Raw genomic sequence first — 23,872 nt, forward strand, 5'->3', positions numbered from 1 at the left:
GCGTGATCCTCTACCATCACACCTCGGACAGAGGGCCCGGCCCTGTGGTTCGGGAGAAGGAGAAGTGTGGCGGCTGAGTCCCCCGCTCCGCGGTCATGCGTCCCGCGACGACCGGTGCGGTGGCGTCCGGTCCTCGCCGCCGTCTGCGCCGGACTCCTCGCCGGGGTGCCCCCGGCGCAGGCCGAGCCGAAGCCGACGGTCAAGCAGCTCAAGAAGGAGCTGGCCGACCTGCAGAAGGACTCCGACCGGCTCATCACCGACTACTACAGCAGCCGCATCGCCCACCAGAAGGCGGACAAGGCCGAGAAGGCGGCCCGCGAGAAGCTGACCGCCGCGCAGGAGGTCTTCGACCGCCACTCCACCGAGCTGCGCGCGCTGGCCGTCGCCCACTACACCGGCGCCGAGCCGAACCAGACCGCCCTGCTCGTCTCCGGCCAGGCCCCCGAGACGCTGCTCAGCCGCCTGGCCCTCGTCCAGCATCTCGTCTCACTCCAGGACGCCAAGCTGCGCGGCTACGCCAAGGTCCGCGACGACCGGCAGCGGGCGCAGGAGGAGGCCACGGCCCGCGCGGAGGAGCTCGACCAGACGCTGGGCGAGCTGGAGGGGCGCAAGAAGAAGGCCGAGAAGCAGATCGAGCGCATCAAGGACAAGATCGACCAGCTCTACCGGGCGCCCGGCATGCGACCCGACGGCACGTTCGTCCCGCAGCTCCCGCAGGGGGCGGACAACATCACGCCGCGCATGGCGCTGGTCAGGCAGCTCGTGAAGGAACGCTTCGAGGTGCCGTTCGGGATCGGCTGCTACCGCGCCATTCAGGACGGCGGCGAGCACCCGCTCGGCCGGGCCTGCGACTTCATGCTGAGCCGCGGCGGCGCGCTGCCGTCGGCGGCTGAACAGGCACGCGGCGACCAGATCGCCGCCTGGGCCATCAAGAACGCCCGCCGCCTCGGCATCATGTACGTGATCTACCGCCAGCGCATCTGGCACACACGCACGGGAGCCTGGCGCCCCATGTCCGACCGCGGCGGCACGACCGCCAACCACTACGACCACCCGCACATTTCCGTTTACTAGCGACGAGCCATCACCGAACGCGGGCGCGGCCGGCGGAACGGGTTCACACTGGCGGCATGCTCGCCATCCGCGCCCCTCGCCTGTTCGATGGCCGGGACCTGCACCGCGACCGCGTGGTGCTCGTCGAGAACGGCCGCGTCACCGCCGTCATCTCCGGCGACCCGCCGGAGGGCGCCGCCGTCGTGGACCTTGGGGCGGACGCCACGTTGCTGCCCGGCCTCATCGACTGCCACGTCCACTTGGCCTTCGACGCGAGCCCCGACGTACTCGGCGGGCTGGAGCGGCCAGGGCTCGCCGAGCGGATGCGGCAGGCCGCCAGGCACCAGCTCGCGGCCGGGGTCACCACCGTCCGCGACCTCGGCGACCTCGGTTACCTGGCGCTGGAGCTCGGGCTGGGGCTCGACGGGCCGGAGATCCTGGCCGCCGGGCCGCCCATCACCACGCCGCGCGGGCACTGCTGGTTCCTCGGCGGCGAGGCGGCGGGGGAGCGGGAGGTGCGGGCGGCGGTGCGCGAGCGGGCGGCCCGCGGCGCGCACGTCGTCAAGATGATGGTCACCGGCGGCGAGATGACGCCCGGGTCCCGCTCCCACCTCCTCCAGTACGGTCCCGCCGAGCTGAGGGCCGCCGTCGGCGAGGCGCACGCGCACGGGCTGCCGATCACCGGGCACGCGCACTGCGCGGCGGGCATCGCCGCCGCCCTGGACGCCGGGTTCGACTCGATCGAGCACTGCTCGTTCTTCACCGAGGACTTCTACGAGCTCGACCACGCGCTGATCCAGCGGCTGGCCGCGTCCGGCGTCGTCGCCTCGCTCACCGCGGGCGTCGCGCCGGGCGCCCCGCCGCCGCCTCCGCGCATCCAGGCCCGGTTGTCGGCCGCGCTGGAGGGGCTGAGCGTCATGTACGCCGCCGGGGTGCGCTTCGTCATCGGCACCGACGCGGGGGTCGGCCCGCCCAAGCCGCACGGCGTGCTGCCGTACGGGGCGGAGATGCTGGTCGGGGCCGGGTACACGCCCGTGGACGTGCTGCGCGCGATCACCTCGGTCGCGGCGGTGACCTGTCACGTGGACGGGCGCAAGGGCATGATCGTACCCGGCCACGACGCCGATCTGCTGGTCGTCGCCGGCGATCCTCTCGACGACATCACGGCCTTATGCCGTCCGCTCGCCGTCTACCGGATGGGCCGGCCGGTGAGCGGAGAGGGCTCCTGAGCCCGTGCGGAGGGCCTGTCCCCGGTCATCTCACGCGGCCGCGCGGCTTCAGCCGGATGCCGGGCAGGACAGGCGCGGGGAGCGGGGGGCCGTCGAACCCCTCGACGACGCCGAAGCCCTCGCCTTCCGCCCACTCCTTCCTGAAGGCCGCGATCTCGTCGTGCGAGCGGCCCACGAAGTTCCACCACATGACGATCTCCTCGCCGAACGGGGCGCCGCCGACGAGCAGCACCCGCCCGCGCCCGGACAGCCGCAGCCCGCCCCGCCCCGGCGGCAGGTACGCCAGCGGACCCCGTTCCAAGCCCTCGACCTCGCCGTCGAGCAGCAGCAGCCCGTGCTCGAACCCGGGATCGAGCGGCACCTCGCCCGTGCCGTCCACCGCGATCTCCGCGCCGGTCAGCGGGGTGCGGGCGGTGGCGGGGGAGACCGCCCCGCCCAGCGAACCCATGATCACCGTGGCGGCAAACCCGGGGCCCTCCAGCACCGGCAGCTCCGCGTGGTGCTCGAAGGAGGGCGCGTCGGCGCGGTGCTCCTCGGGCAGCGCGACCCAGAGCTGCACCCCGTGCAGCGTCGTCTCGGCCGACTCCTCCGAGTGGGAGATGCCGCGGCCGGCGGTCATGAGGTTGAGCTGCCCGGGGCGTACCCGCTGGAGGCTGCCCAGGCTGTCGCGGTGCAGGACCTCGCCGGCGAGCAGCCAGGTGACGGTCTGCAGGCCGGTGTGCGGGTGGGGCGGCACGCGCATGGCCGTCACCTCGGGGCCGTAGGCGTCGAGGAAGCACCAGGCGCCGATCATGCGCCGGTGCACGCCGGGAAGGGTCCTGCTCACCGACATCGCGCGCGGCCCGCCCAGCGGCACCGCCCGCCCCTCCAGCAGCTCGCCGTCCGCGCCGGGCTCGGCGGCGCAGCGGATCTCCCGCGGCTCATGCTCCAGGTTGCTCACCCTCGCACTGTACGTCCGGCCGCGGGGGCCCGGTCAGCCCAGGGTCTCCCACCAGCCGTCCACCGCCGGGGCCTCGGCGGCGTCCACGAGCTCGCCGGGACGCGGCACCACGATGGAGACCTCGCGCGCCTTGGCCTCCCGCCACAGCCGGTCCACCGGCTCCGCCCACGGGTGCAGCGCCAGCGTGAACGACGCCCAGTGCACCGGCAGCAGCAGCTTCCCGCCCAGGTCGAGGTGGGCGTTGACGGCCTCCTCCGGGTTCATGTGGATGTCCGGCCAGGCGGGACTGTAGGCGCCGATGGGCATGAGCGTCAGGTCGAACGGCCCGTGCGCCGCCCCGATGCCCCGATAGCCCTCGAAGTAGCCGGAGTCGCCCGCGTAGAACACCCGCCTGGCCGCGCCCGCCACCACCCACGACCCCCACAGGGTGTCGTTGCGGCGCAGGGACCGCCCCGAGAAGTGCCGGGCCGCCGTGGCGACGAAGCGCAGCCCCGCCACCTGGGCCTCCTCGTCCCAGTCGAGCTCGATGATCCGGTACGCCGGCACGCCCCACCGCTCCAGGTGCGCCCCGATGCCCAGGGGCACCAGGAACGGCGCCTTCTGCGTCCGGACGAGCGACTGGACGGTCGCCCGGTCCAGGTGGTCGTAGTGGTCGTGGGAGATCGCGATCGCGTCGACCTCCGGCAGGTCGCCGAGCTCGACCGGCAGCGGGTGGAGCCGCTTGGGGCCGACGAGCTGCGACGGCGAGACGCGCCGGCTCCACACCGGGTCGAACAGCACCCGCTTGCCCTCGATCTCGACCAGCGTCGAGGCGTGGCCGTACCAGACGGCGCGCACCCCGTCGGCGGGCGCCGGCCCGGCGGGCGGCACGCGCAGCGGCAGCGGGCCGGCCGGACGGCGCTCCTGCTTGTTCTTCGCCAGCTCGCCCAGCAGGCCCACCGGCGGGGTGTTCATCACATGGGTCGGCTCGGGCATCGAGTTGTAGAAGGAGCCGTCCCTGAACTGCTTCGAGCGCTGGATGCGCGCCGCACGCTCCGGGCCGGACTCCAGCGGACGCACCCCGAGCTCCGCCGGCACGTTGCGCACCACCCATCCGGCGGCCGCCAGGGCGGCGCCGCCCACGAGGATCCGCCGTGCCGTCCGCATTCCCGCCATCGCCCACACTCCCCTGGAAATCGGTACATTCGCGTATCCGGGACGGGGTCCCGGAGTTCCCCTCCGTACGATATATCGCGACGCTTCTTCGTGCGGCAGCCACCCCGCCGGCTCAGGGTTTCCCGTCGCCCCGGCCGGGGAACGGCCACGGGTTCGGGCGGCAGCGGCCCAGCGACTTCGACTGCTGCGTCATCACCGGGGCCGGCCGCCCGGGGCCCGGACAGGGCTCGTGGCCGTGGCCGAGGGCGTGCCCGACCTCGTGGCTGATGAGATAGCTGCGGTACGCGGCCAGATCGCCCCCGTACTGCGGGACGCCGACCGCCCAGCGCAGGGCGTTGATGATCGAGCGGCGGCCGTTCCAGCACGACAACTCGCCGCCGGTGCGGAGGGGGCGGCACTGGCGGGTCGTCGTGCGGGGGCTCGACAGGGCCACCCGGACCCGTACCGGGCCGTGGTCCACCCGCTGGAAGCGGGCCCAGCCGCGGGCGTCGTTCAGTATGCGGTGCACCTGGGCGGCGAACTCGCGCGGCCCGAACGGCAGGCCCCGCTCCACCTCCACCAGGTAACGCACCGGCCGGCCCCGGCCCGGCCGCGGGGGCGCGCCGCCGGGGACGACGGCGTACGAGCCGGAGGCCGCGTACGGCACCTGGACCGCGGGCGGCTCCGTCCGCCGCGGGCGCACGGGCGGGCGCACAGGTGGGCGCGTGGGCGGCGGCACGGACCGGATCACCGGGCGGGACGGTGGCTCCGCGCCGCACCCGGCGGCGAGCAGCAGCCCGGCCAGCACGAACGGCGTCATCCACGGCGTCATCCACGGTGCGATGCGCGGCACCCCGGCCTCCCCACGAAACGCGACGGTGGGGAGGAAACCGATCATACGCTGGGCAAACGGACAGCCCCGGGGGAGGGTCGGCCCCGGCCGTCAGGGGCAGGGGGCGTAGGGCGTGAGGTCGATGGGCGGGGTCTCGCCGAGCGCGAGCGCCGCCGCGAGCCGGCCCGCGTACGGGCCCGCCGTCAGGCCGTACGCGCTGAGGCCCGTCGCCACCACCACCCGCGAGTTCAGCGGGCCGATCAGCGCCCGGCCCGGCGCGTACACCGGCCGCAGCCCCACCCGGGTCTCCGCCATCGTCGCCCCGGCCAGCCCCGGCGCGACCCGCAACCCCGCCTGGAGCACCTCCTCCAGGCCGCCCATCGTCACCCGGGGCGCGAACCCGACGTCCTCTACGGTCGCCCCGATCACCACCCGCGACCCGGGGAACCCCAGCAGGTAAGGCCCGTCGCTGGGCAGCACGATCGGCCACCACGCGGTGTCGACGCCTTCGAGGGTGGCGTGCAGGATCTGGCCCCGCCTCGGGAACACCGGCAGCTCCGCGCCGAGCGGCCGGCACACCTCGCCGGTCCACGCGCCGCCCGCCACGATCACGGCGTCCGCCTCCACCGCAACGCCCTCGTCGGCGAACACCCGGCCCGCGCCGGCGGCGACCGGCCGCACCGCCTCCGAGCCGTTCCCGGTCTGGGGGCCCGGCGTGGCCTCCGGTCCCCGCGCCGCCGCCGGGCCTCGCGGAGCGGCCTGCCGCCATGAGCCGGTCTCCTCGCTGCGGGCCTGGGCCGGCCCGCCGCCCGGCGTCCACGTCCGTCCTGCTTCCGCAGGCGTGCCCGCCGCCGCGTGGACGCGGACCTCGCCGTCGGGCGTGAGGGTCGCGGCCCCCGCGTGGATCCGCGCCCCCCGGGCGACGGCGGCGTTCAGCAGCGCGCCGCGGACCGACCGGCCGTCCACGCGGGCCGCGCCCGGCACCAGGAGCGCGCTCAGGGTGTCCGACAGCGGCGGGAACAGCTCGGCCGGAGCCGCCACGTCCACGACCTCGCCCATCTCCGGGGCGTCGGCGTAGCGGCGCTGCAGCAGCGAGCGCACCGGCTCCAGCTCCGCCGGGTCCTCCGACACCAGCAGCGCGCCCACCTTGGCGTACCCGAAGTCCTCGCCCAGCTCCTCCACCAGCCCCGGATAAGCGCGGGCGCCCTCGCGGTTGAGCCGGTACCAGTCGTCGTCCTCCGGATGGTCCACCCACGGGCACACGATGCCCGCGCCCGCCTGCGTCGCCTCGCCCTGGTAGCCGCCGTCCACCACCGTCACGGACGCGCCCCGGCCGGTCAGGTAGTAGGCCGCCGCGGCTCCGACGATGCCGCCCCCGATCACCACAACACGCATACGGCCATGGTCGCAGCCCGCCGGACCTGGGGTGACGGCCGGGTCGCCGGATCGGCGTCGCCCCCTCATGGGCCCGGCCGCGTACGAGGACTAAGGTCGGCGCATGGACGCCGCCCTCACCAGGATCGACCTGCCCGCGCCCGTGCGGGCGGCCGCCTCCGACGGCGTCACCGTGTGGTGCGCCGACGCGCACGGCGTACGCGCCTACACGGCCGCCGGCACGCCCCTCCCTCCCGCCCGGCGAGGCCGGCGCCCTGCCGCGATTACGGTCGCTGGCCGCGGTGCCCGGCACGGTGGCGGGGACGGCGGGCGTTCCCGGAACGCTGGCGGAGACCGTCGTGGTGCCGCGTACGCTGGCGACCGCGCCCATCCCGGTGCCGCAGGCGCTCTCCGGCACGCTCGCCGCCACCGCGAGGGGCCGCGTCCACTGGCTCGCGCCGGACGGCGCGCCGGTCGCCACCGCCCGCTGCCCCGGCCGGGTCCTCGCCGGCGGCGGCGAGATCTGGGCGGTCTCGGGCGCGCGGGCGCGCAGGCTCACCGGCCCCGGCACGCTCGGCCCGCCGGTCGAACTGCCCGGCCTCGCCGCGTGCGCCGTGGAGGGCGAGCGCCTGTGGTGGACGTCCCGGCACGACGACGTCCTGCGCGGCGGGCCCAGGGACATCGACCTCGGCGACCTCGGCGACCTCGGACGGTACGGCGAGCGCGGCGGCATGACCGTCTGCGCGGGCTCGCTCTGGATCAGCGTCACGGGCGGGCTGCTGCGGATCTCGACCTGGTCGGGGGAGCCGGGGCGGTTCGTGGCCGCGCCCGCCGGGCCGGTGCCCTTCCTGGCCTGCGCGAACGGCACGCTCGTCGGCGGCGGGCACGAGCTGTTCACGCTGGACCCCGCCGCCGGCGCCCCGCTCCGCGCGATCCCGCTCGGGCCGGCCGGGCCGGTCGGGCGGCTGGTGACGGCGGGCAGGCACGTGTGGGCGTTTCCCGCGCGGGCCGCGCACGCGCTGATCATCACGCTCTGATCCGCCGACGGGAGCGGCGTCGGGCGGCCATAATCGACCGTGCCCTTCACCCTGAGCCATGTCGTGGCCGTTCTGCCGGTGCGGCGGTGGCTGCCGCCGTCGGCGCTGGTCGTCGGGGCCGTGGTGCCCGACGCGCCGTACTATCTGCCGTTGCCGTTCTCGTCGGCGAGCACCCACACGTGGTGGGGGACGCTGCTGCTCGGCCTGCCGGCGGGCGTGGTGCTGCTGGTGGTGTTCCAGCACGTCCTGCGGGCGCCGCTGACCGCGCTCGCCCCCGCCGGGCTGCGGTCCCGGCTGCCGGACGCGCCGCGGACCGTGACGGCGCCGATGGCGGCGGCAGCGGTGGTGGCCGCGCTGCTCGCCGGGATGGCCACGCATCTCGTCTGGGACGCCTTCACGCAGGCCGGCGGGTTCGCGGTGGCGCACTGGCAGGTGTTGCGTGAGCAGGTCGTCGGCGCGCACCGGGTGTTCAACGTGCTGATGTACGTCAGCTCGGCGGGTGGCCTGGCGATCCTGGCCGGCTGGCTCGTGCGCTGGTACCGGCGGGCTCCGGTCCGCCCCGGGCGGTGGCCGGGGCTGACGGGCCGGGCGCGCGGACTGGTGGCGGCGGCGGTGCTGCTCGCCACGGCCGCCGGGGCCGTGACCGGGGCGACGTCGGAGCGCGCCGCGGTGAGCGACTACGACCTGGTACGCAGCACGATCCTGGGCGGCGTGGACGGGGCGGCGCTGGTCCTCGCCTGCTACGTGCTGGCCTGGCACGGCTGGACGGCGTTCGCGGCCCGGCGAGCCCGAACCCCGGCGGTGGGGACGGGCGGGCCCGAAGGCTGACCCCTCACGCGGGCAAGTTTCTCCGGTTCCGGGCGAAATGATCGGGGCGCCTCCACCCATGAAGAGGACGTTCGTCCCCGTACCGGAAGTGGAGGAAAGTCACGATGGGAACCGTCCGTGCCGGATGACGTCCAGAGGTTCGAAGCGGTCTACCGGGCGACCTACGACCAGATCACCGCCTACGCGGGACGCCGCTGCGACTCGCCGCAGGACGCGGCCGACGTGGTCGCCGAGACCTTCGTGATCGTCTGGCGCAAGATCGACGAGCTGCCCCCGGGCGCGCAGGCGAGGCTCTGGGTCTACGGGGTGGCCCGCAACGTGCTGGCCGACCACCGCCGCAGCGCGCTGCGCCGCCGGGCGCGGCACCGGGACCTCGACGCGGAGATGGCCGACCTCTACGGCGACCTCGCCGACCACAGCGTCGAGAGGAACGCCATCGCCCAGGCGTTCGCGACGCTTCCCGAGGCCGACCGCGAGCTGCTCGCGCTGGTCGCCTGGGAGGGCCTGGACCGCAGGGAGATCGCCACGATGCTGGGGCTGTCCCGCAACGCCGTCCGCATCCGGCTGCACCGCGCGCGCGGGCGCTTCTCCCGGGCGCTCGAAGCAGCCGACGTCCGATTCACGCCGACCGGCGCGGTCGTGCCCACGGGGAGGTCACTATGAGGGACATCGACGAGATCAACGAGCTGCTGAGGCCGCTGGCCAGGATCAGCCCGGACGAGCCGGGCGGGCGGGCCGGCGGCCCCCGCGCGCAGGCGCTGTTCGCCGACATCATCGCCCAGGAGCGGGACACGAAGGCGGCGGCGTTCCCGCGACGCCCGCGCGCGCGTCGCGCGCTGCTCGGGATCGCCGCCTCCGGCGTCCTCGTCCTCGGCGTCGTCCTCGGGCCGGGCCTGTTCGGCGGCGCCGCGACCTCCTACGCCAACTCCGCGGTGGAGATCCATGAGGAGGCCGGCACCTACGTCGCCCGGATCAAGGATCCCTACGCGGACCGGCGGAAGTTCTCGGAGGCGTTCCGTTCCCTCGGTCTCGACGTCGAGCTCAGGGTGATCCCGGTCTCGCCCAGCGCGGTCGGGGAGATCGTCAGCATGGGCGGCGGCGCCACCCCGGTGAACGTGCCCATCGGCGCCCGCAGGGAGCCGGCGGACTGCGATCTGGCCGGCAGCGGCTGCTTCATGGTGGTGACCGTCCCGGCGGCGATCAAGGGCAGGCCTGACGGGGTGCACTTCGACCTGGGCCGGCCGGCCGGGCCGGGGGAGTCCTACGAGAACGACTGGCAGTCGGCCACCCGCCCGGGAGAGCCGCTGGCCGGCGTCAAGGTGAGCGGCCGGACCGTCGACGAGGTGCTGGACGAGGTCGGCAGGCGCGGCCTGGGCGCGGAGTTCCGCCGCGTCCTGGTCCACGAGGGCGGGTACGCCGTCGAACCGCTGGCCGCGGACCAGGTGGGCGGCGACTGGATCGTCTTCAAGGCCGTGCCCGCGCGTGAAGGCGTGGTCGGACTGGAGGTCACCGCCGAGCGTCAGACGGGCCTCCAGTACGCGGACTAGCGGCCCGCCTCCCAGCCGTGGAGCTTCATGAGGCGGGCCGCCACGCGGGTGAACCGGTCGGCGTCGAGGACCGCGCCCTCGCGGCGCAGGTCGTCCTCGTCGAGCACGAAGACCCGGTCGAGCCGCAGGTACGAGGCCCGCCCGTCGCTTCCCCACGCGCCGATCGGCAGCCATTCAGGGCCGTCGTCGCCCTTGCTGGAGAGCATCATGCCGAGCAGCCGGCGGCCGGTGCGGCCCACGACCAGCAGGGGGCGGTCCTTGCCGCGGGACGGGTCCTCCTCGTACGGCACCCACGCCCAGACGATCTCCCCCGGATCGGCCAGGCCGTCCAGGTCGGGGGCGTAGGCCAGGGTCGCCCTGCCGTCGAGGACGTGGATCTCGCGCACGGCGCCGCGGGCGGGCCGGGGGTCCTCACCTAGATCACGCATTGGGTGAGCTTATGGCCCATGACGGGCGGAAATCCAATCGAGCGCGGCCGCCCTGGGCCGGGTGGCGATCCTGCTCTAGAATCTCATTCTGTGCCGCCGACGACAGCGTTCTTCACCCGCAAGCAGGGCGAACTGGTGCCCGCGCCCCACGCCCGCAGCCCCTGGTCCCCCGACATGCTCCACGGCCGCCTCCTCGGCGGGCTCGCCGCCCGAGCCTTGGAGGAACGGTACGCCGAGCCGGGGCTGCACTTCGCCCGGCTGACGGTGGACCTGTTCCGCAACAGCCCGCTGCTGCCCGTCACCGTCGAGACCACCCTGGTCAGGGACGGGCGCAGGATCCGCGTCGCCGACGCCGTCCTGTCCACCGACCAGGGCCCGATCGGCCGGGTCACCGCCGTGCTGCTGCGGCAGGGCGAGCAGCCCGAGGGCGAGCAGAGCGTCGTCACCCCCGCCTGGGACGAGCGCCCGCCCGAGCACGAGCCGGTCTCCGCCGACGGCTGGCAGCCGCCGTTCGACCTGTGGCGGGTCACCGAATGGGGCGAGCCCGGCCCGGGGCGGGTGTGGATGCGCGAGACGTACCCGCTGGTGGACGACGAGCCCGTGACGCCGGTCGTGCGCGCCGCGCTGGCCGCCGACTTCGCCAGCCCGCTCGCCAACGTCGGCACCAGCGGGCTCGGCTTCATCAACGCCGACTACACGCTCACCCTGGCCCGCCTGCCCGAGGGCGAGCTGATCGGCGTCGAGGCGACCGGACACCTCAGCGCGAGCGGCGTCGCGACCGGGCAGGTCACCATGCACGACACGGCAGGGCCGTTCGGCTTCTGCCTGGTGACGGCGGTGGCCAACCCGGTCGCCCGCATCGGCAGATAGCGGCGGTCAGGCGGGCCGCTCGGCGCGGTCGCCCGACCAGTCGACGTGGAAGGCGCCTTCCTTGTCGACCCTGCGGTAGGTGTGGGCGCCGAAGTAGTCGCGCAGCCCCTGCACCAGCGCGGCCGGCAGCCGCTCGCGGCGCAGCCCGTCGTAGTAGGCGAGCGCCGAGGAGAAGCCGGGCGTCGGCACGCCGATCCGCACGGCCGTGGTCACCACCCGCCGCCACGACTCCTGCGCCGCCGCCAGCGCGGCCGCGAACGTCGGGTCGGCCAGCAGCGTCGGCAGGGCCGGGTCGGCGTCGTAGGCGGCGCGGATGCGGTCGAGGAACTTGGCCCTGATGATGCAGCCGCCCCGCCAGATGGTCGCCATCGCGCCGAGGTCGAGGTCCCAGCCGTACTCGCGGGAGGCGGCGGCCATCTGGTCGAAGCCCTGCGCGTACGCCACGATCTTGGAGGCGTACAGCGCCTGCCGTACGTCCTCGACCAGCTCGCGCCCGTCCACGCCGGACAGGTTCGGCCCGGCGAGCGAGGCGGCGGCGGCCCGCTGCTCCGGATGGCCGGACAGCGCCCGCGCGAACGTCGCCTCGGCGATGCCGGTCACCGGCACGCCGAGGTCGAGGGCGCTCTGCACGGTCCAGCGGCCGGTGCCCTTCTGCTCGGCCTGATCGACCACGACGTCCACGAACGGCCGGCCGGTCGCGGCGTCCACCTGCTCCAGCACCTCGGCGGTGATCTCGATCAGGTAGGAGCCGAGGTCGCCCTGGTTCCACTCGCGGAACACCCCGGCCAGCTCGGACGGGGTGACGCCGAGCGCCTGCCGCAGCAGGTCGTAGGACTCGGCGATGAGCTGCATGTCGGAGTACTCGATGCCGTTGTGCACCATCTTGACGAAGTGCCCCGCGCCGTCCGGGCCGACGTGCACGCAGCACGGCACGCCGTCCACCTTGGCCGCGATGTCCTGCAGGATCGGCCCGAGCGCCTCCCACGACTCCGCCGAGCCGCCGGGCATGATGCTCGGCCCGAGCAGCGCGCCCTCCTCGCCGCCCGAGATGCCGGTGCCGACGAAGTGCAGCCCCCGTTCGCGCAGCGCGGCCTCGCGCCGCCGGGTGTCGGCGTAGTGGGCGTTGCCGCCGTCGACGATCATGTCGCCGGGCTCCATGAGCGCGGCGAGCTGGTCGATGACCGCGTCGGTGCCCGCGCCGGCCTTGACCATGATGATCGCCCGCCGGGGCCGCTTGAGCGAGGCCACGAAGCCGGCCAGGTCCTCCGACGGCACGAACGTGCCCTCGCCGCCGAACTCCTTGACGAGCTGCTGCGTGCGGCTGTGCGAGCGGTTGTGCACCGCGACGGCGTAGCCGTGCCTGGCGAGGTTGCGGGCCAGGTTGCGGCCCATCGTGGCCAGGCCGGTGACGCCGATGTCTGCCAAATCCATATTCAAGCTCCTCTTACGGGGAATACGCATGATCCAGCCGGGGAGTTCGGCTTTTTGTTCCGTGCGCCTTGTTCTGGGCGCCTTGTTCTGGGCGTCAATCGTCGAGCCGCACACCCAGCTCGTCCAGCCGCTCCAGCATGTCCGCCGGGTCGGCGTAGACCCTGAAGGCGCCCGTGCGTTCCAGCTCGTCCCTGCCGTACCCGCCGGACAGCAGGCCGATGCCGAGCGCGCCGGCCCGGCGGGCGGCGAGCAGGTCCCAGACGCTGTCACCCACCACCATGGCATGGGCCGGGTCCACCTCGACCAGCGCCGCTCCGGCGAGGAACAGGTCGGGGTCCGGCTTGGCCCTGCGCACCAGGTCGCGGGTCACCATCGGCGTGTCCTCCGGCAGGCCGAGCAGGCCGAGCGCGAGCCGCGCGGTGCGGGCGTAGCCGCTGGTCGCGATGGCCCACGGCACGCCGCGCGCGGTCAGCTCGGCCAGCAGCTCCGGCGCGCCGGGCAGCGGGCGCACCGAGTCGGCCTGCCGCTCGTACGCCTCCATGTGGGCGACCTGGAGCCGCTCGATCTGCTCGCGCGACAGCTTGAGCCCGGTCTCGCGCAGCAACGCGCTGACGAACAGTCCGCCGCTCATCCCGATGCGACGGTGGATCCGCCACACCGACAGGTCGATCCCCATCCCCGACAGCGCCTGCCGCCAGGCGATCACGTGCTGGTAGACGCTGTCGATCAGAGTGCCGTCGAGGTCGAACAGAAACGCCGGGGTGGGTGCGTGCGGGAACTCCGTCATGGCTCCATGACACCATGACCGCATGCGGATCATCATCGCGGGCGGCCACGGCAAGATCGCGCTGCGTCTGGCGGCGCGGCTCAGGGAGGGCGCGGTCGGCCTGGTGCGCAACCCGGCGCACGTCGCCGACGTCGAGGCCACCGGCGCGCAGGCCGTGGTGTGCGACCTGGAGACGGCCTCGGTCGAGCAGGTCGCCGACATCCTGCGCGGCGCGGACGCCGTCGTGTTCGCGGCCGGCGCCGGGCCCGGCAGCGGCGCGGCCCGTAAGGACACCGTCGACCGGGGCGCGTCCGTCCTCATGGCCGACGCCGCCGAGCGGGCGGGGGTGCGGCGCTTCATCCAGATCTCCTCCATGGGCGCGGGCAAGCCGCCCGCCGGCGGTGACGAGGTGTGGGCCGCCTACATCGCGGCCAAGACCGCGGCCGAGGACGACCTGCGCCGCCGCGACGACCTGGCCTGGACCATCGTGCGCCCCGGCCGCCTCACCGACGAGCCGGGCACCGGCCTGGTCCGGCTGGCCTCCGAGGTGCCGCCGGGCGCGGTGCCGCGCGACGACGTGGCCGCCGTCATCATGGCGCTGCTGGACAATCCGGGCACGGCGCGGCGGACGTACGAGCTGGTCTCCGGCGACACCCCGGTCATCGACCTCGTCGCGACGAACGAGTGAGCGCCCCCGCCGCCGCAGCTTTTGCCGAACGCTGGCATTGACGCGCGGCGCGGGCGGCTAGGAGCCCCTTTGGAACGTGAAAGGGGACATCCATGGCGGACATGCCGTTCAGGTCGTTTTTCGGCGGAGACCCGTTCAGAGGGTTCGAGGAGCTGACGGGCCGGGTGTTCGGCGGCATGGAGGGCTGGCCGCCGTCCCGGCCCGGCGTCCAGCGGGTGGACGTCGGGCGGCTGCTCAGCGCCTCGGCCAGGGACGCCCTGCGGCAGGCCGTCGAGGGGGCCGGGCAGCGCGGCGCCCCCGACCTGGACGTGCTCGACCTCCTCGACGCCCTCCTCGACGTGGACGCCACCCGGTCGCTGCTGCGCGCCGCCGGCGTGGACGTGGAGCGGCTGCGCGACCGGGTCGACGAGCTCGCCGGGCCGGGGGAGGCCACCGAGCCGCCCACCACGCTCTCGCCGGCCGCCAAAAGGGCCATCCTGGACGCGCAGCGGATCTCGCGGGCGCTGGAGTCGTCGTACATCGGGCCCGAGCACCTGCTGCTCGCGCTGGCCGCCAACCCCGACTCCACCGCCGCCCGCCTGCTGCGCGAGCAGGGCGTCTCGGCCAACGAGCTGCAGCAGGCCCTCGCCACCGCGGCGGCCCGCCCCGGCGAGAGCGCCCGCCGCGACGGCGACACCCCGTCGCTCGACGAGTACGGCCGCGACCTCACCGAGGAGGCCCGCCAGGGCCGGATCGACCCGGTCGTCGGCCGCGAGGACGAGATCGAGCAGTCCATCGAGGTCCTCTCGCGGCGCACCAAGAACAACCCGTGCCTGATCGGCGAGCCCGGCGTCGGCAAGACCGCGATCGTCGAGGGCATCGCCCAGCGCATCGTGAACGGCGGCGTCCCCGACACCCTGAAGGACCGGCGGGTCATCGCCCTGGACCTGACCGGCATGGTGGCAGGGTCGAAGTACCGGGGCGAGTTCGAGGAGCGCGTCAAGAAGGTCATCGACGAGGTCCGCGCGCACGCCGACGAGATCATCGTCTTCATCGACGAGGTGCACACGCTCGTCGGCGCCGGCTCGGCCGAGGGCGGCATGGACGCCGCCAACATACTCAAGCCCGCCCTGGCCCGCGGCGAGCTGCACGTCATCGCCGCCACCACGATCGACGAGTACCGCAAGAACATCGAGAAGGACGCCGCGCTCGAACGCCGCTTCCAGCCGATCCTGGTCGCCGAGCCGACCGTGGAGCAGACGGTCGAGATCCTGGCCGGGCTGCGCGACGCGTACGAGGCCCACCACCAGGTCCGCATCACCGACGAGGCCCTGGACGCGGCCGCCACCCTGTCGGCCCGTTACATCACCGACCGCTTCCTGCCCGACAAGGCCATCGACCTCATGGACCAGGCCGCGGCCCGGGTGCGGCTGCGCGCCCGCACGCCCGGCAGCGACGTACGCGAGCTTGAAGGACGCCTGGACGCGCTGCGCCGCGACAAGGACCAGGCCGTCTCCGCCGACGACTTCGACCGGGCCAAGGAGATCACCGCCCAGATCGACAAGCTCCGCCCCGAGCTGGAGCGCGCCCGCCGCGGCCACGACGACGTGCCGCAGGTCATGGTCGAGGACATCGCCGAGGTCGTCTCGCGCCGCACCGGCATCCCCGTCACCCAGCTCACCGAGCAGGAGCGCGACCGGCTCATGCGGCTGGAGGAGCACCTGCACGAGCGGGTCATCGGCCAGGACGAGGCGGTCACCGCCATCGCCGAGGCCGTCCGCCGCGCCCGCGCCGGGCTGTCGGACCCGAACCGGCCCATCGGCAGCTTCCTGTTCCTCGGCCCGACCGGCGTCGGCAAGACGGAGCTGGCGCGGGCGCTGGCCGCGGCGCTGTTCGGCGGCGAGGACCACATGGTCCGCGTCGACATGAGCGAGTTCCAGGAGCGGCACACGGTCTCGCGGCTCATCGGCGCGCCGCCCGGCTACGTCGGCTACGAGGAGGCCGGGCAGCTCACCGAGGCCGTACGGCGCCGCCCGCACTGCGTGATCCTGCTCGACGAGATCGAGAAGGCCCACCCCGACGTCATGAACATCCTGCTGCAACTGCTCGACGACGGCCGCCTCACCGACGGCCAGGGCCGTACCGTCGACTTCAGCAACACCGTCGTCATCATGACCAGCAACATCGGCGCGCAGCTCATCCTGGAGGCCGCCGGCGACCCCGGCACGCTGGAAGGGCGGCTCATGGAGCTGCTGCGCCGCTCCATCCGGCCCGAGCTGCTCAACCGCATCGACGAGACGATCATCTTCAAGCGCCTCGAACGCGATCAGCTCCGCCAGATCGTGGACCTGCTGCTGGAGCGCACCCGGCAGCGGCTGCGCGGCCAGAACATCACGCTGGAGGTCACCGATGCCGCCAAGGACTGGCTCGCCCAGCGCGGCTACCAGCCCGAGTTCGGCGCCCGGCCGCTGCGCCGCACGGTGCAGCGTGAGCTGGACAACCGGCTGTCCACCATGCTGCTCACCGGCGAGGTCACCGAGGGCGGCAAGGTCACGGTGGACGTCACCGGCGACACCCTCCAACTCCGGGCCCACGAGCCGACGCCCGCCGGCTAGGTGGGCCCGGGTCAGGTGGGCCTAATGGCGCGGGTCCGGTCAGGCGAGGCCGGTCGCGCCGCGCCCAGTTAGGCGGGGCCGGTCGCGCCGGGCCTGGTCAGGCCAGCGCTTCTCGGGCCAGCTCCCTGCACTCCTCCAGCGTCAGCCGCGCCAGTGCCTCGCGGACCAGCGGGACGCAGGACGGCGCCATGGACAGGCTCGTCACCCCCAGGCCCACCAGCAGCGGGGCGACGGCGGGATCGCCCGCCGCCTCGCCGCACACGCCGACCGGTTTGCCCGCCTCCCGCCCTGCGGCGGCGCACGCCTCGATCAGCCCCAGCAGGGCGGGCTGGCGCGGGTCGAGCAGGTCGGCCAGGGCCGGATGCTGGCGGTCGGCGGCGAAGGTGTACTGGGCCAGGTCGTTGGTGCCGATGCTGAGGAAGTCCACCTCGCGCAGCACCTCGGCGGCCCGCAGCGCCGCGGCCGGCACCTCCACCATCACACCCACCTGCGCGATGCCCGCCGCGCGGGCCCGGCGGGCGAAGCCGGCCGCCTCCGCGGGCGTCGTCACCATCGGCGCCATCACCCGCACGTCCGCGCCCGTCGCGCGCGCCGCCTCGGCGATCGCGGCGAGCTGCGCGTCGAGCACATCGGGCAGCAGGCGGTCCACACGCAGCCCGCGTACGCCCAGGGCCGGGTTGGGCTCCTCGGGCAGGCCGAGGAAGGGCAGGGGCTTGTCGGTGCCCGCGTCCAGGGTCCGCACGATCACCGGGCCCTCGGCCCGCTCGAACACCTCGGCGTACGCGGCTGTCTGCTCCTCCGGCGAGGGCGGCTGCTTGCGGTCGAGGAACAGGAACTCGGTACGGAACAGGCCCACGCCCTCCGCCCCCGGCCGCAGGTCGGCGGCCGAGCCGATATTGGCCAGCAGCCTGACCGGATGGCCGTCGGCGGTCCTGCCGGGGCCGGTGGCGGCGGCCAGCCTGGCCCGCTCGGCGCGGTCGCGCTCCATGACCTCGGCCGCCTGCTCCGGGGTGAGACCGAGGGCGATCTCGCCGCTCGCGCCGTCCACGCCGACGATCGTGCCGTCGGGGACGTCCGCGACCGCCGGGCAGGCGACCACGGCGGGCAGGCCGCGCGCGCGGGCCAGGATCGCCGTGTGACTCGTCGGGCCGCCCCGCTCGGTGACCAGCGCCAGCACGTCCGGGCCGAGTCCGGCGGTGTCGGCGGGGGAGAGGTCCCCGGCGACCAGCACGTACGGATGACCGGGATCGGGCAGGCCCGGCATGGGCAGGCCGAGGGCGGCGGCCACCGCGCGATGCTTGAGGTCGTCGAGGTCGGCGGCCCGTTCGGCGAGGTAGCCGCCCAGGGCGGCCAGCGCGTCCCGGTGGCCGGTGAAGGCGGCGTCCAGGGCGTGGGCCGCGTCGGCGCCGCCCCTGGCGCGGCTCTCGGCCTCCTCGCGGAGCATGGGGTCGTCGGCGATCATGGCGAGGGCCTCCAGGATCTCCGCCGCCTCCCCGCCCGCGCCTCCGCCCGCGCCCGTGCCTCCGCCCGCGCCCGCGCCTCCGCCCGCGCCCGTGCCTCCGCCCGCGCCCGTGCCTCCGCCCGCGCCCGAGCCTCCGCCCGCGCCCACGCCTCCGTCAGCGCCCGCGCCTCCGCCCGCGCCCGCGCCTCCGTCAGCGTCAGCGCCAGTGCCCGCGCCACTGCCCTCACCAGCGCTCCCGCCGGTGCGGGCGGCGGCGGCCCGGCGGTTGAGGTCGGCGGTCACCGCCTCCAGCGCCTTGACGACGGTGGCGGCCTCGGCCTCCGGATCGGCGACCCGCCGTGGCGCGGGCAGGCTCGGCGGGCCGGACATCCGCACCAGCGGACCGGCCGCCCGCCCCTGGCTCACCCCGAGCCCGCTCAGCCGCCCCCCGGGCCCGGCCCAACCCGTCCCCGGCCCTGTCTCGGGCCCCGCCCCAGGTCCCGTCTCAGACCCCGTGCCAGGTCCCGTGCCAGGTCCCGTCCCAGGCCCCGTTGCAGACCCCGTGTCAGGTCCCGTTGCAGGCCCCATTGCAGGCCCCGTCTCAGGCATCGAGAGCCTCTTCCGTGTCCGCGTCCAGGTCGCGCGACAGTAGCGCCGCCAGCGCGTCCAGCGCCTCCTCGGCCCCCGGCCCGTCCGCCTCCAGCGTCACCTCCGTCCCCTGGACGGCCCCCAGGGACAGCACGCCCAGCATGCTCCGGGCGGGCACCGCCTTCTCGCCGAGCCGTACCGTCACCGGCACGCCGAGGCGCGCCGCCTCCTGCACGAACAGCTTGGCGGGACGGGCGTGCAGCCCGCTCGCCGAGGCCACGGCCACCGTTCGCTGTGACATGACGAAAGCCTCCAGGTGTCAGGGTTCGATGGTGACCTTGATGGCCGCGCCCCGGCTGACGAGATCGATCCCGTCCAGCACGCGCGGCAGCGGCAGCCGGTGGGTGATCAGGTCGGCCACCGGCACCGCGCCCTCCGACACCAGACGCAGCGCGGCGGCGTTGTGCGCGGGGCTGGAGCCGTTCGCGCCGACGATGGTGAGCTCGCGGTAGTGCACCAGGTTGGCGTCCAGCGCGATGACCGGGTCGTCCTTCGGCAGCCCGCCGAAGAAGCTGATCCGTCCCTGGCGGGCGGCCATCCGCACCGCCTGCTCCTGGGCCGCGCCGGACGCCGCCGCCGTGATCACGACGTCCGCGCCCCGGCCGCCGGTCAGCTTGAGCACCTGGTCGACCGGGTCGGAGTCGATCGCGGCGTCCGGGCGCACCAGCTCCTCGGCCATCGCCAGCCGCTGCGCGTTGACGTCCACGAGGAACACCCGGGCCGCGCCGCGCGCCCGCGCCAGCCGTACGTGCAGGCAGCCGATCGGGCCGGCGCCCATCACCACCACGTCGTCACCGGGCCCGACGCGGGCCAGCTCCTGGCCGTTCAGCACGCAGGCCAGCGGCTCGGCGACCGACGCCTCGGCGAAGCCGACGTTCTCGGGGATGGCGTTGACGCCGTCGACGGCGAGCACCTTCGCCGGGACGATCATGTACTCGGCGAAGCCGCCGTCGTAGTGGTAGCCCATCGACTCCTGGTTGGGGCAGACCGTACGGCGGCCCCGCAGGCACTCGGGGCACGAGCCGCACGGGATCGCCGCGATCACCTGCACGCGGGCGCCGCTGTCCACGACCTCCCCGGCGATCTCGTGGCCCATGACCCGGGGCGGCACGATGTGGTGGTGCCCGAACTTGTAGATCTTGGCGTCGGTGCCGCAGGTCGAGCAGTTGCGGACCCGGATCTTCAGCTCGCCCGGCCCGGCGACGGGCTCGGGCGCGTCCTCGATCCTGATGTCGCCCGGGGCGTGGAACCTGGCGACCTTCATAGCGTGAGCTCCTTCATCACCCGCGCGACCTCGGTGGCCTCGCGCAGCGTCCTGGCGCGGTCCGGATCCATGAGGATCTCGGCCAGCGCCGCCAGCAGGGGTACGTGCCCGCCCTCGCGGGCGGCTATGCCGACGCAGACCGTGACCTGTTCGCCGTCCCAGTCGACTCCGTCCGGGAAGCGTACGAAACACAGTGCGTCGCGCAGGATGGCGTCCTTGGAGGCGTTCGTCCCGTGCGGGATGGCCACCCCCTCGCCGACGTAGGTCGAGATGGACCGCTCGCGTTCGAGCATCGCCGCGACGTACGGCTCGGTGACCGCCCCCACCTCGACCAGTGCCCGCCCGCACCGGCGGATCGCCGCCTCGCGGTCGGGCGCGCGCTCGTGCAGCAGCACCGCGCGGGGGTCGAGCAGGTCAGGCATCGACGACGCCGCCGTTCTTGATGGTGTTGACCAGCTTGGTCACGGCCGGGTCGCCGAGGAAGACCTGGAACGACACCAGCACCTTCCCGGGAGCGGCGGCGCGGGCGCGGGCGGCCAGGCCGGTGTGGCAGACCACCACGTCGGCGTCATCCGGGATGGAGTTGACGGGCGTGTGCTCCACGGTGACGCCGCTGTCCTTGAGCTGCTTGCGGAGCTGGGAGGCGAGCATCACGCTGCTGCCCATCCCGGCGTCGCAGGCGACGATGACCTTGTGGATGTCCTTGCTGTCGATGCCGGCCATGAGTCAGGCCTCCTTGCTGGTGAGAGGTTCGGCGCCGGTCTCGGCGCCGGCGGTGGCGGGGTCGTCCTCGCCGTCCTTCTTCTCGCCCCTGCCGAAGCCCAGCAGGACGGCGGCGACGGCGAACGACACGGCGGCGGCCACGAGGATGCCGAGGCTGGAGGCCAGCCAGCCGCCCTTGGGCGTGACCGCGATGTAGGCGAAGATGCTGCCCGGCGACGGGGTGGCGACCAGGCCCGCTCCGGTGATCATGAAGGTGAACACGCCGGCCGCGCCGCCCAGGATGACGGCCGCGATGAGGCGCGGCTTCATGAGCACGTACGGGAAGTAGATCTCGTGGATGCCGCCGAAGAAGTGAATGATCATCGCGGCCGGTGTGCTCGGGCGCAGCGCGCGCGGCCCGAACAGCAGGTAGGCCAGCAGCAGTCCGAGGCCGGGGCCGGGGTTCGACTCCAGCATGAACAGGATCGACTTGCCGGTCTCGGCCGCCTCGGCCACGCCGAGCGGGCTGAGCACGCCGTGGTTGATGGCGTTGTTGAGGAACAGCACCTTGGCCGGCTCGATGAGCAGCGACGCGACCGGCAGCAGGTTGTTCGTGATCAGCCACTCGACGGCCTGTCCTGCGGCGGTGGTGATGGTCTGGACGACGGGGCCGATGGCGAGGAAGCCGACCACTGCCATCGCGGCGCCCACGATGCCGGCGGAGAAGTTGTCCACCAGCATCTCGAAGCCCGCTCGGGTACGCGCCTCGGTGAACTTGTCCACATATTTCAGGATCAAGGCGGTGAGCGGGCCGATGATCATGGCGCCCAGGAACATCGGCGCGTCGGTGCCCACCACGACGCCCATCACCGCCACCGCGCCGACGACCGCTCCGCGCTGACCGTGCACCATCCGGCCGCCGGTGTAGGCGATGAGGACCGGCAGCAGGGTCGAGATGATCGGGCCGACCATCTTGCCGAGGGTCTCGTTGGGCAGCCAGCCGGTCGGGATGAACAACGCGGTGATCAGGCCCCAGGCGATGAACGCCCCGATGTTCGGCATGATCATCCCGGCCAGGTGGCCGCCGATGCGCTGGATGGTGGCCTTGACGCCGGTGCCGGCGACCGGGGGTGTGTAAGTGTCGGCCATGGACTTGCTCCTTCGGGGGGTTGAGCAGCTGTTCGGCAGCCGGTGCCCGGCCGGGGCGGCCGGGCTACGGCAGAGGAGCGGGTGCGTTCGTGGTGGAGGGACCGGAGGAGAGGACGGAGGGGGGATCGGCGGGCGGGACGAAAGGGACGGCGAGCGGGCACGCCGGGTCGGGCGGGCCGGCCGCCGTGACCGCCGGGTCGATGTCGGCGGGCCCCGGCATGCGGCTACCGGGCAGCCCGGCCGCCGCCGCGCCCCAGGCCAGCGCGCGGGCCAGCGCCTCCGGCCCGTGCCCGCCTGCGGCGAGGAACCCGGCCAGCATGGCGTCGCCCGCGCCGACGGAGCTGCGCGGCTCGATGGCGGGCGCCCGGCCGTACCAGACGCCGCCGTCCTCGACGAGCACGGCCCCGTCGGCGCCCAGGCTGGCGAGGACCGCCCGCGCGCCCGCCGCCCGCAGCGCTCGCGCGGCCTCCACCACGTCGCCGAGGCACGCGAGGGGCCGGCCGGTGGCCTGGCCGAGCTCCTCCAGGTTCGGCTTGACCAGGGCGGGCCCGGCGGCGAGCGCGTACGACAGCGCCGGCCCGCTGGTGTCCACCGCGACCTCGATGCCCGCCTCGGCGAACCGGCGGCACAGCCGCGCGTAGACGTCGGCGGGCACCTCCGGGGGCAGGCTGCCGGAGGCGACCACCCAGTCCGCGCCCTGCCCGCCGGTGTGGGCGGCGGCGAGCACCGCGTCGGCGATGGTGTCGAGCTCGGCGGGGGACAGGGCGGTGCCCGGCTCGTTGATCTTGGTGACGGTGCCGTCGGGCTCGGCCAGGGTGACGTTGGAACGGGTGCGCCCGGTCACCGGGACGGTCACCATGTCCAGGCCCTCGGCGGCGAGCAGCCCGACGAGCTGGCGGCCCTCGTCCCCGCCGAACGGCACCACCGCCCGCGCCGCCACGCCGTTGGCCAGCAGCGCGCGCGAGACGTTCACGCCCTTGCCGCCGGGGTCGAGGCGGGCCGCGGCGGCGCGGATCACCTCGCCCCGCCGCAGCGCGGCGACCTCGATCGTACGGTCCAGGCTCGGGTTGAGCGTCAGCGTCAGGATCACGCCCGGATCACCTCCGGCCCGGCGGCGGCCAGGTCGGCGGCGAGCGCGGCGTCGAGCCCGGTGTCGCTGACCACCACGTCGATCTCGGCCAGCGCGGCGAACGTCGCGAGGTAGGTGTTGGAGAACTTCGTGTGGTCGGCGAGCAGGACGCTGCGCTGCGCCGCCCGCACCATCGCCCGCTTGATCGCCGCCTCGGCCGGGTCGGGCGTCGTGAGGCCCCGGTCCAGGGAGCAGCCGTTGGTGCCCATGAAGGCGACGTCCACGTTGAGGTGCTCCAGCGGGCGCAGCGCCCAGTCGTCCACGGTGGCGAGCGTGTTGCCGCGCAGCCGCCCGCCCAGCACGATGACGTGCAGATTGGGCCGGGCCGCGAGGGCCGTCGCCAGCGGCGGCGAGTTGACCACGACGGTCAGCTCGCGGTCGGCGGGCAGCACCTGCACCAGGCGGCCCGTGGTGGTGCCGGCGTCGATGATGACCGAGCCGTCCTCGGGCAGCTCGGCGATCGCCGCCTTGGCGATGCGCTCCTTCTCGGTCGTCATCACCTCGTCGCGGGTGGACAGCGCCGGCTCGAAGCCGAGCCGCTCGACGGGGATCGCGCCCCCGTGGACCCGGCGCAGCACCCCCGCCCGCTCCAGCGCGGTGAGGTCGCGGCGGATCGTCTCGGTGGTCACGTCGAGCTCGGCGGCCAGCGTCACCACGTCGACGCGGCCGGCGGCGCGCGCTCTCCGCAGGATCTCCTGCTGCCGCTCCTCGGCGTACATGATGTTGATTCACCGCCGTTTCGGGTTGGTTTCTTCTGTGTTTATACCCGCTTCGGTGGGAAGGTCAAG

The 23,872-nt window shown here is 74.5% G+C and carries 24 protein-coding genes; 9 read left to right on the forward strand and 15 right to left on the reverse strand.

Annotation, left to right across the window (positions count from 1 at the left end):
- Positions 1-114: 114 nt before the first annotated feature.
- Together ABD292_RS06730 and ABD292_RS06735 are read left to right on the forward strand one after the other, a co-directional pair.
- On the forward strand, positions 115-1,074 hold the full coding sequence (locus ABD292_RS06730) for a coiled-coil domain-containing protein (protein WP_344206058.1): 960 nt from the start codon (positions 115-117) through the stop codon (positions 1,072-1,074).
- 56 nt (positions 1,075-1,130) lie between these two features.
- On the forward strand, positions 1,131-2,282 hold the full coding sequence (locus ABD292_RS06735; RefSeq protein ID WP_344206060.1) for an amidohydrolase family protein: 1,152 nt from the start codon (positions 1,131-1,133) through the stop codon (positions 2,280-2,282).
- 25 nt (positions 2,283-2,307) lie between these two features.
- Here the strand turns inward: ABD292_RS06735 and ABD292_RS06740 are convergent, their stop codons facing one another.
- From ABD292_RS06740 to ABD292_RS06755, 4 genes are all read right to left on the reverse strand, one after another.
- Complete coding sequence (locus ABD292_RS06740) at positions 2,308-3,222, reverse strand: pirin family protein (protein WP_344206062.1); 915 nt, start codon at positions 3,220-3,222, stop codon at positions 2,308-2,310.
- A 33-nt stretch (positions 3,223-3,255) separates the two neighbouring features.
- Positions 3,256-4,377: an MBL fold metallo-hydrolase gene (locus ABD292_RS06745; RefSeq protein ID WP_344206064.1), complete on the reverse strand. Its 1,122-nt coding sequence runs from the start codon at positions 4,375-4,377 to the stop codon at positions 3,256-3,258.
- Between the two features lie 112 nt (positions 4,378-4,489).
- Positions 4,490-5,209: a DUF3152 domain-containing protein gene (locus ABD292_RS06750; RefSeq protein ID WP_344206065.1), complete on the reverse strand. Its 720-nt coding sequence runs from the start codon at positions 5,207-5,209 to the stop codon at positions 4,490-4,492.
- A gap of 90 nt (positions 5,210-5,299) precedes the next feature.
- Entirely contained in the window at positions 5,300-6,583 is a 1,284-nt protein-coding gene (locus ABD292_RS06755; protein ID WP_344206066.1) for an NAD(P)/FAD-dependent oxidoreductase, read from the reverse strand.
- A gap of 281 nt (positions 6,584-6,864) precedes the next feature.
- Here ABD292_RS06755 and ABD292_RS06760 point away from each other — a divergent pair, with 281 nt between their 5' ends.
- The 4 genes from ABD292_RS06760 to ABD292_RS06775 all read left to right on the forward strand — a co-directional run bounded on the left by ABD292_RS06760 (position 6,865) and on the right by ABD292_RS06775 (position 9,974).
- Positions 6,865-7,599, forward strand: a complete 735-nt coding sequence (locus ABD292_RS06760) for a hypothetical protein (RefSeq protein ID WP_344206068.1) — start codon at positions 6,865-6,867, stop codon at positions 7,597-7,599.
- A gap of 39 nt (positions 7,600-7,638) precedes the next feature.
- The gene (locus ABD292_RS06765) at positions 7,639-8,427 is read left to right on the forward strand and encodes a DUF4184 family protein (RefSeq protein ID WP_344206069.1); all 789 of its coding nucleotides are present in this window, start codon (positions 7,639-7,641) and stop codon (positions 8,425-8,427) included.
- Between the two features lie 117 nt (positions 8,428-8,544).
- Entirely contained in the window at positions 8,545-9,090 is a 546-nt protein-coding gene (locus ABD292_RS06770; RefSeq protein ID WP_344206070.1) for an RNA polymerase sigma factor, read from the forward strand.
- Positions 9,087-9,974, forward strand: a complete 888-nt coding sequence (locus ABD292_RS06775; protein ID WP_344206071.1) for a hypothetical protein — start codon at positions 9,087-9,089, stop codon at positions 9,972-9,974. The genes ABD292_RS06770 and ABD292_RS06775 overlap by 4 nt, the downstream gene beginning before the upstream one ends.
- On the opposite strand, the gene ABD292_RS06780 is transcribed toward ABD292_RS06775, so the two are convergent.
- Complete coding sequence (locus ABD292_RS06780) at positions 9,971-10,402, reverse strand: type II toxin-antitoxin system PemK/MazF family toxin (protein WP_344206073.1); 432 nt, start codon at positions 10,400-10,402, stop codon at positions 9,971-9,973. The genes ABD292_RS06775 and ABD292_RS06780 overlap by 4 nt on opposite strands.
- 90 nt (positions 10,403-10,492) lie before the next feature.
- On the opposite strand from ABD292_RS06780, the gene ABD292_RS06785 reads away from it, so the two are divergent.
- Complete coding sequence (locus ABD292_RS06785; protein ID WP_344206074.1) at positions 10,493-11,272, forward strand: thioesterase family protein; 780 nt, start codon at positions 10,493-10,495, stop codon at positions 11,270-11,272.
- A gap of 6 nt (positions 11,273-11,278) precedes the next feature.
- Here the strand turns inward: ABD292_RS06785 and gndA are convergent, their stop codons facing one another.
- Positions 11,279-12,703 (reverse strand): NADP-dependent phosphogluconate dehydrogenase, encoded by a 1,425-nt coding sequence (gndA, locus tag ABD292_RS06790; RefSeq protein WP_344206075.1) that lies wholly within the window; start codon positions 12,701-12,703, stop codon positions 11,279-11,281.
- Positions 12,704-12,797: 94 nt separating this feature from the next.
- Positions 12,798-13,490: an HAD family hydrolase gene (locus ABD292_RS06795; protein ID WP_329578683.1), complete on the reverse strand. Its 693-nt coding sequence runs from the start codon at positions 13,488-13,490 to the stop codon at positions 12,798-12,800.
- A gap of 22 nt (positions 13,491-13,512) precedes the next feature.
- On the opposite strand from ABD292_RS06795, the gene ABD292_RS06800 reads away from it, so the two are divergent.
- The gene (locus ABD292_RS06800; protein WP_344206077.1) at positions 13,513-14,157 is read left to right on the forward strand and encodes an NAD(P)H-binding protein; all 645 of its coding nucleotides are present in this window, start codon (positions 13,513-13,515) and stop codon (positions 14,155-14,157) included.
- Between the two features lie 92 nt (positions 14,158-14,249).
- Positions 14,250-16,751: an ATP-dependent Clp protease ATP-binding subunit gene (locus tag ABD292_RS06805; RefSeq protein ID WP_344206078.1), complete on the forward strand. Its 2,502-nt coding sequence runs from the start codon at positions 14,250-14,252 to the stop codon at positions 16,749-16,751.
- Between the two features lie 97 nt (positions 16,752-16,848).
- On the opposite strand, the gene ptsP is transcribed toward ABD292_RS06805, so the two are convergent.
- From ptsP to ABD292_RS06845, 8 genes are all read right to left on the reverse strand, one after another.
- Entirely contained in the window at positions 16,849-18,618 is a 1,770-nt protein-coding gene (ptsP, locus tag ABD292_RS06810; protein ID WP_344206079.1) for a phosphoenolpyruvate--protein phosphotransferase, read from the reverse strand.
- Positions 18,619-18,793: 175 nt separating this feature from the next.
- A complete protein-coding gene (locus ABD292_RS06815) occupies positions 18,794-19,081 on the reverse strand; it encodes an HPr family phosphocarrier protein (RefSeq protein WP_344206081.1) in 288 nt (95 codons plus the stop codon).
- Positions 19,082-19,099: 18 nt separating this feature from the next.
- On the reverse strand, positions 19,100-20,104 hold the full coding sequence (locus ABD292_RS06820; protein ID WP_344206083.1) for a zinc-dependent dehydrogenase: 1,005 nt from the start codon (positions 20,102-20,104) through the stop codon (positions 19,100-19,102).
- Positions 20,101-20,526: a PTS mannitol transporter subunit IIA gene (locus ABD292_RS06825; protein WP_344206085.1), complete on the reverse strand. Its 426-nt coding sequence runs from the start codon at positions 20,524-20,526 to the stop codon at positions 20,101-20,103. Before ABD292_RS06825 ends, ABD292_RS06820 begins: the two co-directional genes overlap by 4 nt.
- Positions 20,519-20,827 carry a PTS sugar transporter subunit IIBC family protein gene (locus ABD292_RS06830; RefSeq protein ID WP_344206086.1) on the reverse strand — a complete coding sequence of 103 codons (309 nt, stop codon included), beginning with the start codon at positions 20,825-20,827 and terminating at the stop codon, positions 20,519-20,521. The genes ABD292_RS06825 and ABD292_RS06830 overlap by 8 nt, the downstream gene beginning before the upstream one ends.
- Positions 20,828-20,830: 3 nt before the next feature.
- Entirely contained in the window at positions 20,831-21,955 is a 1,125-nt protein-coding gene (mtlA, locus tag ABD292_RS06835; protein ID WP_344206087.1) for a mannitol-specific PTS transporter subunit IIC, read from the reverse strand.
- A 64-nt stretch (positions 21,956-22,019) separates the two neighbouring features.
- Complete coding sequence (pfkB, locus tag ABD292_RS06840) at positions 22,020-23,045, reverse strand: 1-phosphofructokinase (protein ID WP_344206089.1); 1,026 nt, start codon at positions 23,043-23,045, stop codon at positions 22,020-22,022.
- On the reverse strand, positions 23,042-23,803 hold the full coding sequence (locus ABD292_RS06845; RefSeq protein ID WP_344206090.1) for a DeoR/GlpR family DNA-binding transcription regulator: 762 nt from the start codon (positions 23,801-23,803) through the stop codon (positions 23,042-23,044). Before ABD292_RS06845 ends, pfkB begins: the two co-directional genes overlap by 4 nt.
- Positions 23,804-23,872: the final 69 nt, after the last annotated feature.

This window comes from Nonomuraea bangladeshensis (assembly GCF_039529455.1).
GTDB lineage: Bacteria > Actinomycetota > Actinomycetes > Streptosporangiales > Streptosporangiaceae > Nonomuraea > Nonomuraea bangladeshensis.

What these genes read in the sequence shown, in the direction of transcription:
- ABD292_RS06845 (WP_344206090.1), bottom strand. Translation starts at nt 23,803, where the DNA reads ATGTACGCCGAGGAGCGGCAGCAGGAGATCCTGCGGAGAGCGCGCGCC.
- ABD292_RS06825 (WP_344206085.1), bottom strand. Translation starts at nt 20,526, where the DNA reads ATGCCTGACCTGCTCGACCCCCGCGCGGTGCTGCTGCACGAGCGCGCG.
- ABD292_RS06745 (WP_344206064.1), bottom strand. Translation starts at nt 4,377, where the DNA reads ATGGCGGGAATGCGGACGGCACGGCGGATCCTCGTGGGCGGCGCCGCC.
- ABD292_RS06755 (WP_344206066.1), bottom strand. Translation starts at nt 6,583, where the DNA reads ATGCGTGTTGTGGTGATCGGGGGCGGCATCGTCGGAGCCGCGGCGGCC.
- ABD292_RS06815 (WP_344206081.1), bottom strand. Translation starts at nt 19,081, where the DNA reads ATGTCACAGCGAACGGTGGCCGTGGCCTCGGCGAGCGGGCTGCACGCC.
- ABD292_RS06805 (WP_344206078.1), top strand. Translation starts at nt 14,250, where the DNA reads ATGGCGGACATGCCGTTCAGGTCGTTTTTCGGCGGAGACCCGTTCAGA.
- ABD292_RS06735 (WP_344206060.1), top strand. Translation starts at nt 1,131, where the DNA reads ATGCTCGCCATCCGCGCCCCTCGCCTGTTCGATGGCCGGGACCTGCAC.
- ABD292_RS06795 (WP_329578683.1), bottom strand. Translation starts at nt 13,490, where the DNA reads ATGACGGAGTTCCCGCACGCACCCACCCCGGCGTTTCTGTTCGACCTC.
- mtlA (WP_344206087.1), bottom strand. Translation starts at nt 21,955, where the DNA reads ATGGCCGACACTTACACACCCCCGGTCGCCGGCACCGGCGTCAAGGCC.
- ABD292_RS06780 (WP_344206073.1), bottom strand. Translation starts at nt 10,402, where the DNA reads ATGCGTGATCTAGGTGAGGACCCCCGGCCCGCCCGCGGCGCCGTGCGC.
- ABD292_RS06775 (WP_344206071.1), top strand. Translation starts at nt 9,087, where the DNA reads ATGAGGGACATCGACGAGATCAACGAGCTGCTGAGGCCGCTGGCCAGG.
- gndA (WP_344206075.1), bottom strand. Translation starts at nt 12,703, where the DNA reads ATGGATTTGGCAGACATCGGCGTCACCGGCCTGGCCACGATGGGCCGC.
- ABD292_RS06830 (WP_344206086.1), bottom strand. Translation starts at nt 20,827, where the DNA reads ATGGCCGGCATCGACAGCAAGGACATCCACAAGGTCATCGTCGCCTGC.
- ABD292_RS06820 (WP_344206083.1), bottom strand. Translation starts at nt 20,104, where the DNA reads ATGAAGGTCGCCAGGTTCCACGCCCCGGGCGACATCAGGATCGAGGAC.
- ABD292_RS06800 (WP_344206077.1), top strand. Translation starts at nt 13,513, where the DNA reads ATGCGGATCATCATCGCGGGCGGCCACGGCAAGATCGCGCTGCGTCTG.